The 12,861-nt window shown below is 64.5% G+C and carries 14 protein-coding genes; 8 read left to right on the top strand and 6 right to left on the bottom strand.

The genetic code is table 11. The annotated features are described in order from the left end of the window. Positions 1 to 94: 94 nt before the first annotated feature. The 3 genes from pxpA to pxpB are packed head-to-tail and all read right to left on the bottom strand — an operon-like array spanning position 95 to position 2,569. A complete protein-coding gene (pxpA, locus tag DLM46_RS15435; RefSeq protein WP_115101616.1) occupies positions 95 to 847 on the bottom strand; it encodes a 5-oxoprolinase subunit PxpA in 753 nt (250 codons plus the stop codon). 19 nt (positions 848 to 866) lie between these two features. Further along, entirely contained in the window at positions 867 to 1,919 is a 1,053-nt protein-coding gene (locus tag DLM46_RS15430; RefSeq protein ID WP_115101615.1) for a 5-oxoprolinase subunit C family protein, read from the bottom strand. Continuing rightward, positions 1,916 to 2,569 (bottom strand): 5-oxoprolinase subunit PxpB, encoded by a 654-nt coding sequence (gene pxpB / locus DLM46_RS15425; RefSeq protein ID WP_115101614.1) that lies wholly within the window; start codon positions 2,567 to 2,569, stop codon positions 1,916 to 1,918. The genes DLM46_RS15430 and pxpB overlap by 4 nt, the downstream gene beginning before the upstream one ends. A gap of 204 nt (positions 2,570 to 2,773) precedes the next feature. Here pxpB and DLM46_RS15415 point away from each other — a divergent pair, with 204 nt between their 5' ends. Further along, on the top strand, positions 2,774 to 3,286 hold the full coding sequence (locus DLM46_RS15415; protein WP_115101612.1) for a winged helix DNA-binding protein: 513 nt from the start codon (positions 2,774 to 2,776) through the stop codon (positions 3,284 to 3,286). Positions 3,287 to 3,393: 107 nt separating this feature from the next. Here DLM46_RS15415 and DLM46_RS15410 read toward each other — a convergent pair whose 3' ends face one another. Next, positions 3,394 to 3,936 (bottom strand): 5-formyltetrahydrofolate cyclo-ligase, encoded by a 543-nt coding sequence (locus DLM46_RS15410; RefSeq protein ID WP_244306228.1) that lies wholly within the window; start codon positions 3,934 to 3,936, stop codon positions 3,394 to 3,396. A 77-nt stretch (positions 3,937 to 4,013) separates the two neighbouring features. Here DLM46_RS15410 and DLM46_RS15405 point away from each other — a divergent pair, with 77 nt between their 5' ends. The 4 genes from DLM46_RS15405 (at position 4,014) to DLM46_RS15390 (ending at position 8,930) form a co-directional block, all read left to right on the top strand. Beyond that, entirely contained in the window at positions 4,014 to 5,981 is a 1,968-nt protein-coding gene (locus DLM46_RS15405) for a lytic transglycosylase domain-containing protein (protein WP_115101611.1), read from the top strand. A gap of 82 nt (positions 5,982 to 6,063) precedes the next feature. Next, on the top strand, positions 6,064 to 7,017 hold the full coding sequence (locus DLM46_RS15400; protein ID WP_115101610.1) for a complex I NDUFA9 subunit family protein: 954 nt from the start codon (positions 6,064 to 6,066) through the stop codon (positions 7,015 to 7,017). A 30-nt stretch (positions 7,018 to 7,047) separates the two neighbouring features. Further along, a complete protein-coding gene (locus DLM46_RS15395) occupies positions 7,048 to 7,701 on the top strand; it encodes a glutathione S-transferase family protein (protein ID WP_115101609.1) in 654 nt (217 codons plus the stop codon). Continuing rightward, on the top strand, positions 7,698 to 8,930 hold the full coding sequence (locus DLM46_RS15390) for a multifunctional CCA addition/repair protein (protein WP_115101608.1): 1,233 nt from the start codon (positions 7,698 to 7,700) through the stop codon (positions 8,928 to 8,930). Before DLM46_RS15395 ends, DLM46_RS15390 begins: the two co-directional genes overlap by 4 nt. Positions 8,931 to 8,998: 68 nt before the next feature. On the opposite strand, the gene DLM46_RS15385 is transcribed toward DLM46_RS15390, so the two are convergent. Together DLM46_RS15385 and DLM46_RS15380 are read right to left on the bottom strand one after the other, a co-directional pair. Continuing rightward, the gene (locus DLM46_RS15385) at positions 8,999 to 9,193 is read right to left on the bottom strand and encodes a DUF2905 domain-containing protein (RefSeq protein ID WP_115101607.1); all 195 of its coding nucleotides are present in this window, start codon (positions 9,191 to 9,193) and stop codon (positions 8,999 to 9,001) included. 23 nt (positions 9,194 to 9,216) lie between these two features. After that, positions 9,217 to 10,407 (bottom strand): class I SAM-dependent methyltransferase, encoded by a 1,191-nt coding sequence (locus tag DLM46_RS15380; RefSeq protein ID WP_115101606.1) that lies wholly within the window; start codon positions 10,405 to 10,407, stop codon positions 9,217 to 9,219. A 13-nt stretch (positions 10,408 to 10,420) separates the two neighbouring features. On the opposite strand from DLM46_RS15380, the gene DLM46_RS15375 reads away from it, so the two are divergent. The 3 genes from DLM46_RS15375 to ttcA all read left to right on the top strand — a co-directional run bounded on the left by DLM46_RS15375 (position 10,421) and on the right by ttcA (position 12,833). After that, a complete protein-coding gene (locus DLM46_RS15375) occupies positions 10,421 to 11,239 on the top strand; it encodes an SDR family oxidoreductase (RefSeq protein WP_115101605.1) in 819 nt (272 codons plus the stop codon). Between the two features lie 88 nt (positions 11,240 to 11,327). Further along, positions 11,328 to 11,723 carry a dihydroneopterin aldolase gene (locus DLM46_RS15370; RefSeq protein ID WP_115101604.1) on the top strand — a complete coding sequence of 132 codons (396 nt, stop codon included), beginning with the start codon at positions 11,328 to 11,330 and terminating at the stop codon, positions 11,721 to 11,723. A 3-nt stretch (positions 11,724 to 11,726) separates the two neighbouring features. Next, the gene (gene ttcA / locus DLM46_RS15365) at positions 11,727 to 12,833 is read left to right on the top strand and encodes a tRNA 2-thiocytidine(32) synthetase TtcA (protein ID WP_115101603.1); all 1,107 of its coding nucleotides are present in this window, start codon (positions 11,727 to 11,729) and stop codon (positions 12,831 to 12,833) included. Positions 12,834 to 12,861: the final 28 nt, after the last annotated feature.

Here is a 12,861-nt window from a genome sequence, read left to right as displayed (position 1 = left end):
CCTGGCGCACCTGGCAAACGCCCCGCGAGGAGCGGGGCGTTCGGGCTTCGCGAGCGTTGGCTCGCGCGCTGTCCGGCTCGGCCTGGCCCGACGCCTAGACGCGGGCGGTGCCGGCTGCGTGAACTTCGATGCCGGCCTCTTCGAGCGCACGGCGGATGCGCCGCGCAAACGCCAGCGCATGCGGACCGTCGCCATGCAGGCAAATGGTTTGCGCGTTGAGCGGCACCCATTGGCCGTCCACGGCCTGCACGCGCCGCTCGCGCACCATGGCAAGCGTGCGGTTCAGCACCTCGTCTTCGTCGTCGAGCAGCGCGCCTGGCTCCTTGCGCGGCACCAGCGAACCGTCGGCGCGATAGCCGCGGTCTGCGAATACTTCTTCGATGGCAGTCAGGCCCGCGTTGCGTGCGGCCGTCACCAGGCCGCTGTTGGCCAGTGCGAACACCGCCAGCGACGGATCGAAATCGTGCACCGCGGACACGATCGCGTCGGCGATCTTCGCGTCGCGCGCGGCCTGGTTGTAGAGCGCGCCGTGCGGTTTGACGTGCACGATGCGCCCGCCCTCCGCTTGTGCGATCGCCGACAGCGCGCCCAGCTGATACAGCACGCCTGCGTAGATTTCGTGGGCCGGCAAGTCCATTTCCTTGCGGCCGAAATTCTCGGGGTCGTTGAAGCTCGGATGCGCGCCGATCGACACGCCTTTCTGTACCGCCCAGCGCACGCAGTCGCGCATCGCATTGGCGCCGCCCGCGTGCCAGCCGCACGCGATGTTCGCCGAGCTGACGAGGTCGAGCAGCGCCTCGTCGGAGCCGCAGCCTTCGCCGAGATCGGCGTTCAGATCGATTTCCATGATGTTCCTCTGCTCCGTATTACAGCGCTGCGACGGCCAACCGGCGCGCGCAGCGTTCTTCGTGCATCGCAATCGCGGCATCGATCTGCCGCAGATACGTGCGTTCTTCCATAAGAGCCTGACGGGCTTCGTACGGCGTGGTCGGGATGAAACGGACTGCCGCGTTCAGGCGAACCTGGGCGAGTTTCCAGAGATCGGCCTGGATCACCGCGCCGATCTTCGGATAACCGCCGGTGGTCTGCGCGTCGCTCATCAGCACGATCGGCTGGCCGTTGGGGGGCACCTGGATCGTGCCCGGCAACACCGCATGCGAGAGCAGATCGGCTTTGAGGGTGCGCTTCAGTTCGCTGCCCGCGAGTCGGTAACCCATCCGGTTGCTGTTCGGCGTGACGAGCCATTCGTCGGACCAGAAGCTCTCGTGAGCCTCGGGTGTGAAGCTGTCGTACTCCGGTCCCCGCAGTACGCGGATTGGCACGGCCCAGGGCACGCCCGACGGATGCCGGCCGCGCCGCAGCGGCTCGTGGACCAGCACGAACTTGCACCAGGCGGGCGCTTTCACGCCGAACTCCGGCGCCTCGGAACTGAAGCCGACATGGCCGCGCGGCTGCGGGGCGCCGACCGGCAGGCGGTCGCCGTCGCGCAGCGCCCGGCCGCCGAGTCCGCCGAAATGGCCGGCCAGATCGGTGCTGCGCGAGCCGAGCATCGGCAATACGTCGATGCCGCCCGCGATGCAGACGTAGCCGCGCATGCCGCGTTTGGCCGCTTGCAGCACCAGTTCCTGGCCGGCCTGCACCGGCAGGCTCCACCACGAATAGACCGGCTTGCCGTCGAGCGTCGCGCCGAATTCGGTGCCGGTGATCGCCACGCGCGTGGCGCGCAGAAAGCGCAGCACGGTCGGGCCGAAGGTGATTTCCAGGCCGGCCGCATCGGGCCGGTTGCCGACGAGGCGATTGCCGACTTCGAGCGACAAACGGTCGAGCGCGCCTCCCATCGCGACACCGAGATGCCGGTAGCCGTGACGGCCGAGGTCCTGAATCGTGGTCAGGAGACCCGCGCGAATTACATCGATCATGCGTGTATCCCCGCGACGGTGAAGCGCACCCGGTCGCCAGGTTGCAGCAGCGTGGGCGGGCGGCGCGCCGGATCGAACAGCGGCAGTTCGGTGCGGCCGATCAACTGCCAGCCGCCGGGCGAAGTGGCCGGATAAATGCCGGTCTGCGCACCGCCGATGCCGACCGAACCCGCCGGCACTTCGAGCCGCGGCGACGAACGGCGCGGCGTGTGCAGCGCTTGCGCGAGGCCGCCCATATAGGCGAAGCCCGGCTGGAAGCCGAGGAAGAACACCACGTACTCGCCCCCCGCATGACGCTGCACGACTTCCCGCACCGTCAAGCCGGTGTGATTGGCGACCACCTGCAGATCGGGGCCGAACTCGCCGCCGTACTGCACCGGAATCTCGACTTCGCGGCCCGGCACGGGCGCATCGCCGGGCGCCTCCCACGCGGCCCGCAACTGGCCGGCAAGCATCTCGCAATCGGCTTCGAGCGGATCGAACACCAGCGTCAGGTTATTCATGCCCGGCACGACCTCCAGCACATGCGGCCAGTCACGCGCGGCCTCGGCGGCGGCCCACACGCGCCGCTGGCATTCCAGCGTCGCGGGCGGCGGCGCCTCGCAGACAAGCGCGGCATCGCCGAGCGGAAAAATTCTTGGTTGGCTCATCACTTGCTGGCCCAGATCGAGTCGGAGAATTCGGGTGCGTCGCCCCCATAGAAGGTTATCGGCAGAGGGCACGCGATGTTTGAAGCGTACATTATCAATAAAATATCGACAAATTCTAAATAAGAGTTTTCGCCAGGCTCCCGGGAATCGGTGGCTCGTCGTACACTCCCGACACCTCCCTTTTCAGCTTCGAGAATCTTCACCATGTCGCGCCACCCCACCAAGATCGTCTCCTCGGAACATCTCGTGTCTGATACAAGCGCGGAGCTGTCCGAGCTGGAGTACGCGCTCATCATGGCGGGTAATGCGTTCAACCGCTGGATGGTGCGTTGCATGTCGGCGGCCGGCGACAAGGACATGACCGCCATCGAAGTCTCGCTGCTGCACCACGTCAGCCATCGCGAGCGCCGCAAGAAGCTCGCGGATATCTGCTTCGTGCTGAACATCGAGGACACGCACGTCGCCACCTACGCGTTGAAGAAGCTCGTAGCTAGAGGGTATGTAAAAAGCGAAAAGACCGGCAAGGAAGTGTTCTTTTCGGCGACCGATGCCGGCCGTGAGCTCTGTCTGAAGTATCGCGAGGTGCGCGAGAGCTGTCTGATTTCGACGCTGAAGGAAAGCGGCTTGACCAATGAGCAGATCGGCGAGGCTGCCCAGTTGATGCGCAACGCGTCAGGGCTGTACGACACGGCCGCGCGGGCCGCGGCGTCTTTATAAGAGGTCGTCGCGGCCGCATCCTGGCGCGGATGTCGTCGACGGAGCGCTTGCCGAACGCTTGAGCGCTCGATCCGCCGACACGATGACCCGCTGGCCAGCCGATCCGCTTAACCCGCCGAGCGTGGATAGAAGCCGGCTTCGGTCACAATCAGATCGAGCGGGACGTCGTGGGCTTCGCGTTGCAGCGCTGGCGTGCGGCACGCTTCATAGGCGATGCCGACCGTGACCGGTTGCTTCGGCCCCGGCCACGCGCCCAGTGTGCGGTCGTAATAGCCGCCGCCGTAGCCCAACCGGTAACCGTCCTCGTCGAAACCTACGCACGGCACGAACAGCAGATCGGGAATTACGACGCGCCCCGAAGCCGGTTCGGCAATCTTGTGATGACCGATCTTCATCGGCGTATCAGGCGTCCATGCGTGGAACTCGAGCGGCGCGCCGCGTTCCTTGACGACCGGCAAACTCGCTTCGCGTTGCGCGCCTGCCGCGAGCCAGACTGCGATCGCGGCGCGCGCGTCGAATTCGCCCGCGAGCGGCCAGTAAAACCCCACGCCGTTCACGCTGAAGCGTTTCAGCGCATCGAGTATGCGACGGCTCAGCGCGACATTGTGCGCCGGCTCGGAAGCCGCTTGCAGCCTTGCTTCCAATAGCATTCGACGCAGTGCCTTTTTCGATTCGGCGACGGGGTTGCATGCTATGCTTGGGTTCAATTCGCGCTCCAGAAACAACGATGTCAAAACGCCTCTTCCGAGTATATCGCGCGGCTTGTCTGGCGCTTGCTGCAGCGGCGCTCGTCGCGTGCGGCACTGCTTCCGCCGTCAAGCCCGTTCCCCTTTCGCAACTCACGAACGACGACCAGATCTTCGTTCAGCTTCGCGAAGCCGCCCGCAATAATGACGCGGCGCGCGCAGCGCAACTGGCGAGCATGATTCCGGACTATCCGGCGCCGTCTTATCTGGCGTATTTCCAGATCAAGCCGCAGCTGTTCGATTCCGCCGGCCATGCGCGCATCGACGCGCCCGATGAGCCGGTTCTGGCCTTCCTGCAGAAGTACGAGGGCCAGGCGATCGCCGACCGCATGCGCAACGACTACCTCACCGTACTCGGCACGCGTCACGACTGGCGCAACTTCGACCAGCAATACGCGCGCTTCGTGCTGAACGACGATACGCAGGTGAAGTGCTACGCGCTGGAATCGCGCGCGGCGCACGGCGAGAACGTCGCCGAGGCGGCTCGCGCACTGCTGGTCGATCCGAAAGTGTATGGCGACGGCTGCGTCGATCTGATCACTGCGCTGGCGGTCAACCAGCAATTCAGCGCCGACGACGTGTGGCAGCAGATCCGTCTCGCGTACGAGCAGAACTACACGAATACCGGCAGCAAGCTGGTCGATGCGCTCGGCAAGCAGGCGCCCGATCCGGTGCTGTTGGGCCAGGCCGCGGACACGCCGCCGTTGTTGCTGGCGCGCGGCGTCGGTCCCGATGCGCAGTCGCATCAACTCGCGTTGCTGGCGATCACGCGGATGGCGCGCAACGACCCGGCCACGGCGGCGACCACGTTCGCGTCGGTGGCGCCGTCGCTGAGCTCGCCCGAGCGCGCGATCGGCTGGGGCACGATTGCCTATCAGGCCGCCGCCAGGCAGATGCCGGGCGCCCTCGACTGGTATCGACTGTCGGCGAATGCGCCGCTGTCGAATCCCGCGTACGAATGGCGCACCCGCACCGCGCTGCTGGCGGGCGACTGGAGCATGGTGCGCTGGTCGACCGAACAGATGCCGGCGCCGCTGCGCAACCAGCCGTCATGGGTGTACTGGCACGCGCGCGCGCTGAAGCAGGCCGGCGACATCACAACGGCCAACCAGGAATTCGAATCGATCTCGCAGGGTTTCAACTTCTACGGCCAACTGGCTGCGGAAGATCTCGGCCAGAAGATCACCGTGCCGCCGAAAACCAGCGTGACCGACGCCGAAGTCCAGCAGGCGGGCACTACGCCGGGGTTCGATCTGGCGCAGCGTTTCTATGCGCTGAATCTGCGGCTCGAAGGCAATCGCGAATGGAACTGGCCGCTGCGCGCCATGAGCGACCGGCAACTACTCGCCGTCGCCGAATACGCGCGCCGTGCCGAACTGTATGACCGTACCGTGAACACAGCGGATCGCACGAAGAGCGAGCACGATTTTTCGCTGCGCTATCTGTCGCCGTTCCGCGATATCGTCGAGCGCGATTCGCAGTCGAACGGGCTCGATGTCGAATGGGCGTACGGGCTGATTCGCCAGGAATCGCGCTTCATCTTGAGCGCGCGCTCGGAAGTCGGCGCGAGCGGCCTCATGCAGTTGATGCCGGGCACCGCGCAACTGGTCGCAAAAAAGATCGGCCTCGGTCCGATTACGCGCGAGCAGATGAACGATATCAACACCAATATCCTGCTCGGCACTAACTATTTATCGATGATCTACAATCAGTTCGACGGGTCAGCCGTGCTGGCAACGGCCGGCTACAACGCCGGGCCGGGCCGTCCGCGCAACTGGCGGGAATCGTTGCCGCACCCGGTGGAAGGCGCGATCTTCGCCGAGACGATTCCGTTCCAGGAAACGCGCGACTACGTCAAGAATGTGTTGTCCAACACGGTCTACTACGCGGCGTTGTTCGAAGGCCGTCCGCAATCGCTGAAGGCGCGTCTGGGTTATATCGCACCGTAAGCGCCGTGCCGCCGCCGCATCCGGTCGATGCGGCGGTGCGCCACGCCAGCCGTTGCCGCGGCTTCCACCAGGGGAGTCGAAAATGCGACATCAAGCCATTGCGATCATCGGCGGCTCCGGTTTTATTGGCAGCCATCTCGTCAACGCGCTCGTTGAAATGGGCAAAGACGTGCGCATTGCCACTCGCCGCCGCTATAACGCCCGCCATCTCACACTGCTGCCCATCGACGTGATCGAAGCCGACGTATTCGATCCGGTCCAACTCGCGCGCTTCGTCGAGAATGCCGATGCCGTGATCAACCTGGTCGGCACGTTGCATGGCAAACGCGGCACGCCGTATGGCCGCGAGTTCGCCCGCGCGCACGTCGAACTGCCGAGTAAAATCGTTGCTGCTTGCGAAGGCAAGGGCGTGCATCGGCTGATTCATCTCAGCGCGCTCGGCGCCGACATGAACGGGCCGAGCATGTACTCGCGCTCGAAGGGCGACGGCGAAAAGGCCGTGCATGCGGCCAATGTAGCGTGGACGATCTTCCGGCCTTCCGTGGTGTTCGGCCCCGAAGACGAATTCCTCAACAAGTTCGCGTTCCTGCAGCGTGTCTTCCCCGTGATCCCGCTCGCCATGCCGGATGCAAAGTTCCAGCCGGTGTATGTCGGCGATGTCGCCAAAGCAATCGTCAACGTCCTCGATCTCGACGCAGCCAGCGGCCGTACCTACGAACTGGGCGGCCCCACTGTCTATTCGCTCGAAGACCTCGTCAGGTATTGCGGCGACGTAATCGGGCGGCATGCGCGGATCATCCGTCTGCCGGAAGTATTGGCGCGTTTGCAGGCATTGACGTTCGAAATGGCGCCCGGCGAGCCGGTGATTTCGCGCGACAATCTCGATTCGATGAAAGTCGACAACGTGCTGAGCGGGCCGATTGCGCCCGAACTGGGCATCGAACCGGCCAGCATCGAGACGATTGCGCCCGTGTATCTGACCGGCGCGTCGAGCCGCTCGCGCGTCAACTCTTTTCGCGCCAACGCGGGGCGCTGAACCTTTTTCTCTCTACTTTCTATACGAAGCATGAAGCTGCTTATCGGTGACAAGAACTATTCGTCGTGGTCGATGCGTCCGTGGCTGCTGTTCAAACATTTCGGCATTCCGTTCGAGGAAGTGCCGGTCGAACTGGGTGAACCCAACACGAAGTCCGCGATTCTGGCTCACGCGCCCACGGGCCCCGGCAAGGTGCCGTGTCTGATCGACGAAAACGGCTCGGCCATTTGGGATTCGCTGGCGATCGCCGAGACGCTGGCTGAGCGCTTTGCGCAACACGCGCTCTGGCCACGCGACGCAAAGGCGCGCGCTCACGCACGCAGCATCAGCGCCGAGATGCATTCGGGCTTCGGCGAATTGCGCTCGAACATGTGGATGAACATCCGCGCGTCGTTTCCGGGTAAGAACGGCACGCCAGGCGCGCTGGCCGATATCGCGCGCATTGACGCGATCTGGCGCGGGTGCCTCGACACATATGGTGGTCCATTCCTGTTCGGTGAGTTCGGCATTGCCGACGCGATGTACGCGCCAGTGGTGATGCGCTTCACGACCTGGCAGCCGGCTTTGTCCGAAGCCGCCGCGGCTTACGTTCGGCGCGTGACGGCGTTGCCGGCTGTGAAGGCGTGGATCGACGGCGCGCTGGGTGAATCGCATGCGATTCCTTATCAAGACGTCTGCCCATGAAAATCTACGCGGTAGGCGGCGCGATCCGCGACGAGTTGTTGGGCGTACCGGTGCAGGATCGCGATTACGTGGTGGTCGGCGCGACTCCCGAGCAGATGGTTGCGCAGGGTTACAGGCCGGTCGGCAAGGATTTTCCTGTGTTCCTGCATCCACAGACGCACGAGGAATACGCGCTCGCGCGCACCGAGCGAAAGACGGCGGCGGGCTATCACGGCTTCCAGTTTTTCTACGCGCCCGAGGTCACGCTTGAAGAAGACCTTGCGCGCCGCGACTTGACGATCAACGCGATGGCGCGCGAGGTGCGCCCGGACGGTGAGTTGACCGGGCCGGTGATCGACCCGTTCAATGGCCAGGCCGATTTGCAGGCACAGCTGTTCCGTCATGTCAGCGATGCGTTTCTCGAAGATCCCGTGCGGATTTTGCGGATTGCGCGGTTTGCGGCGCGGTTTGTCGATTTCACGGTGGCGCCCGAAACGATGACGCTGATGCGCAAGATGGTCGCCGACGGCGAAGTGGATGCGCTGGTGGCTGAGCGCGTGTGGCAGGAAGTGTCGCGAGGTTTGATGGAGAAGAAGCCTTCGCGGATGTTCGATGTACTGCGCGAGTGCGGTGCCCTCGCGCGGATTCTGCCGGAGATCGACGCGCTATTCGGCGTGCCGCAGCGGGCCGATTATCACCCCGAGGTGGATACGGGGGTGCATGTGATGATGGTGGTCGATTACGCTGCGCAGCAGGGGTACGCGTTGGCCGTGCGGTTCGCCGCGTCGACCCACGATCTCGGCAAGGCGACGACACCGGAGGACGTGTTGCCGCGGCATATCGGGCATGAGGGGCGCAGCGTGGATTTGCTGAAGCCCTTATGCGAGCGGCTGCGGGTGCCCAACGAGTGTCGCGATCTGGCGCTGCTGGTCGCGCGGGAGCATGGGAATATCCATCGCGTGATGGAGATGGGCGCTGCCGCGCTGGTGAGGTTGCTCGAGCGCAGCGATGCGATTCGGAAACCTGCGCGGTTTGCGGAAGCCTTGCAGGCTTGTGAGGCTGATGCTCGTGGCAGGCTTGGGTTTGAGATGCAGGCTTATCCGCAAGCCGAGCGTTTGCGAATTGCGCTGGTGGCTGCACGGGCTGTCGATGCCGGTGCCGTGGCCAGTCGGCTCGCTGACTCACCGGGGTTGATCAAGGACGCGGTGCATCAGGAGAGAGTTCGGGCTGTCGAAGCGGCTATCGGGTAAGGGACTGGGGTAGCGGCCTCGGGTAAGGGCTTTTTGGGCCCGCCCGGCGGTTCATGTCTGTGTGAAACCTACAAAACCCGCGCCAGAAGAGACAACACTATCGACAGCACGAGCGTCGACATAAAAGGAAACGGATACTCCCGCCCGAAGAGGTGCAAGGTCACATCCCCGGGCATCCGTCCGATCCCGATCTTCCTGAGCCATGGCCAGCAGACCGACAACACCGCCACGGCGATAAACGTAGTCAACAGCCAGCGGATCATCGCGAATCCTCAAGGCAAGAAAATCAAAGCGTATGTGACCGGTCGCCACTGGAAAACGCCGCCAGCGTGTCATCCAATCCACGCGAAAACGCGATCACCTTGAACAGCTCTCCCATTTCCGCCTCGGACAACAACTTCTGCACGGCATTCGCCGCAGGCAAAAATCTCGCCGTATCAGAAGGATCGATCTCCGACAATGCCTCGGTAATCCCCGCATTCAACAAAAACCGCGCTTGCGACGTAAACCCCAGCAGATCCGCGCCGGCCTCGACCCCGGCTTCGGCGATGCCGGTAAATTCCACATGCGCGGTGATGTCCTGCAAGCCAGGATGAACAAATGGATCGCCGTGCGCCCGGTGCCGGTAGTGACACATCAACGTGCCCTGCGCACGCTGCGCATGGTAGTACTCGTGACGCGGAAAACCATAGTCGATGAAAAAGGCCGCGCCACGTGTCAGCATCGTGCAAATGGTCCGCGTGAAGGCGGACGCCGCTTCGTGCGTCTCGGTCACGTAATCGTCGCCGGCAGCTTCGATCTGGGCGAGAAACGCGATGTCCGCGGCCGCGCAAACAGGACGGTCGTCGAACGCAAACGCGTCATCGCGCCATACCACGCCGCGTTCGTGCCAGGCGCCGCCGCCAAAAGCGAACAGCCGCACCGGCATCGCATCCAGTACTTCGTTGCCGATCACCACGCCCTCGAAGCGCTCCGGCAACGCGTCGAGCCAGCGCACCTTCGCTGCCAGCGCCGGCGCGGCGGCTTCGATGGTTTCGCGTTGGCGCGCGCGCAATTCGCCCGATAAATCGACGATCGAGTAGCGCTCGAATGCGACGCCCAGCGCGTCGAGCGCGTTCAGCAACCCCGCGGCCAGTTTGCCGGTGCCGGCGCCGAATTCCATCAGGTCGCGCGTGCCGCTCGCCTGCAAGGCCTCGGCGATCGGGCGCGCCAAGGTGGCGGCGAACAGCGGCGACAGCTCCGGCGCGGTGACGAAGTCGCTCCCGTCGTCCGCGCGGCGGCCAAATTTGCGGGCGCCGCCGCTGTAATAGCCGAGCCCCGGCGCGTACAGCGCGCGTTCCATGTAGCGGTCGAACGGCAGCCAGCCGCCGGCGGCTTCGAGCTCCGCGCGCAGCTGCGCGACCAGCGCTTCGGACTGCGCAAGCGCGCTCGGGCCGGGAGCAGGTAAACTATCGGGTTGGTGAGCTTTCGGATTCATCCCCGCATTGTAAATGACCGCCTCTTTCGACACCGCCGCCGCCCGCGCGCCCGAAACGCCGCGCATCGTGCTGATTACCGGCGCCGCCCGGCGCATCGGCCGGGCGCTCGCGCTCGGCTTTGCCGCGCGCGGCTGGGACGTGGCGGTCCATTACGGCGCGTCGAAGGCTCAGGCCGACGAAGTGGTCAAGGAAATCGTCGCCATGGGCCGCCGGGCGGTCGCTCTGCACGCGGATTTGGGCGACGAAGCCCAGGTCGAGCGGCTCCTGCCGGCGTGTACCGCCGCGCTGGGCCGCCCGGCGTGCATCGTCAACAATGCGTCGCGCTTCGAGGAAGATACCGCGCAGAACGTCGGCTATGAGCTGCTGCTGAAGCTGACGGCGATGAATCTCGGCGCACCGCTGGTGCTCGCGCGTATGCTGTTCGAGGCGACGCCGGAGGCCGCGCGCGCCGACGAAAGCCAGCGCGCGGTGGTCATCAACGTGCTGGACCAGAAGCTGTACAACATGAACCCGGATTACCTGTCGTACACGCTGTCGAAGGCGGCGTTGCAGTCGGCGACGGTTGCGCTCGCGCAGGCGTTGGCGCCGAAAGTGCGCGTGGTCGGGCTCGCGCCGGGTCTGACGATGCAATCCGGCGATCAGACGCCGGCCGGTTTTGCGCAAGCTCACCGGGCTACGCCTCTGGGCCGTGCGTCGCGGCCGGAGGATATTGTCGCCGCCGCGCTGTATCTCGCCGATGCAGCGGGCGTCACCGGAACGACGCTGGTGGTCGACGGCGGGCAGCACCTCGTGCCGCTGCCGCGCGACGTTATGTTTTTGACGGGCGTCTGAAGCGCGCGCGGCTTGCCGATCATGGCGGTTGCCGCGCTTTGAAGCGTCCCTTTGCGTGCTCCGCACGCTTTTTTCGACTGGAACGAACATGTTTGCCGCACTTTCGCATCCCCGGCTCGCCGATTGCCGCCGGCTCTTTCTGCGCAATTACGAAGTGCACATCAACATCGGCGTGCACGACTTCGAAAAGCGCGGCGAACAGCGCGTCGTGATCAACGTCGAACTGTTCGTGCCGCTCGCGCTGTCCACGCCGGTCGAAGACAAGCTGCGCGAAGTCGTCGACTACGACTTCATGCGTTCGACCATCGCGCGCCGCGTCGAGCAAGGACACATCCACTTGCAGGAAACGCTCTGCGACGACCTCGTCAAGACGATGCTCGAGCATCCGCAAGTGCGGGCGGCGCGTGTGTCGACCGAAAAGCCGGACGTTTATCCCGACTGCGACGCGGTGGGCGTCGAAGTCTTCCGTATCAAAGAGGATTGAGCCATGAATGCTCAGGAACTCCTGAACGGCACCTCGGCCGTCGTGGCCACCGAGGCCACCGAAGCCACCGAAGCCACCGAAGCCACCGAAGCCACCGAAGCCACCGAGGCCACCGAAGCCACCGAGGCCACCGAAGCCACCGAGGCCACCGAAGCCACCGAAGCCGGGCACGCCGCGAAGGCCAGGTCGCCGCTCACGCGCCGCGAGCAGAAAGAAGCGTACGAGAACAACAAGCTGTTCAAGCGCCTCGCGCGCCAGGTCGGTCAGGCGATTGGCGACTTCAACATGATCGAGGACGGCGACAAGGTGATGGTCTGCCTGTCGGGCGGCAAGGATAGCTACGCGATGCTCGACGTGCTGATGCGGCTGCGCGAGCGCGCGCCGATCCACTTCGACATCGTCGCCGTGAATCTCGACCAGAAGCAGCCCGGCTTTCCTGAGCACGTGCTGCCCGAGTATCTGACGCAGCTCGACATCCCGTTTCACATCGAGAACCAGGATACGTACAGCATCGTCAAGCGGCTGGTGCCGGAAGGCAAGACCACCTGCTCGCTGTGCTCGCGGCTGCGGCGCGGCATCCTGTACCGCGTCGCGGGCGAACTCGGCGCGACCAAGATCGCGCTCGGCCATCATCGCGACGACATCCTGCAAACGCTGCTGCTGAACCTGTTCTACGGCGGCAAGCTGAAGGGCATGCCGCCCAAGCTGCAATCGGACGACGGCAAGAACATCGTGATCCGTCCGCTCGCCTATGTGAAGGAAACCGATCTGGAAAAATATGCCGAGTTGCGCGAATTTCCGATCATTCCGTGCAACCTGTGCGGCAGCCAGCCGAACCTGAAGCGCGCGGAAATGAAGGCGCTGATCCGCGATTGGGAAAAGCGCTTCCCGGGCCGCGTCGAAAACATGTTCAATGCCTTGTCGAACATCGTGCCGTCACATCTGATGGATCACACGCTGTTCCCGTTCGCCGGTCTGCGCGCAACCGGCGAGGCCGACCCGCAAGGCGATATCGCGTTCGACGAGGAACCGTGTTCGACCGACGCCGGCGAAGGCGCAAGTCTCATCGGATCGAAGCCGATCTCGATCGTTCAGTTCGACGATCTTTGAGCGGCCGCTTGGGTGGCTGTTCGAGCGG

The organism is Paraburkholderia lacunae, from assembly GCF_003353175.1.
Classification (GTDB): domain Bacteria; phylum Pseudomonadota; class Gammaproteobacteria; order Burkholderiales; family Burkholderiaceae; genus Paraburkholderia; species Paraburkholderia lacunae.
The sequence above is the reverse complement of the archived record's forward strand: the minus strand, read 5'-3'. Positions and strand labels throughout refer to the sequence as shown.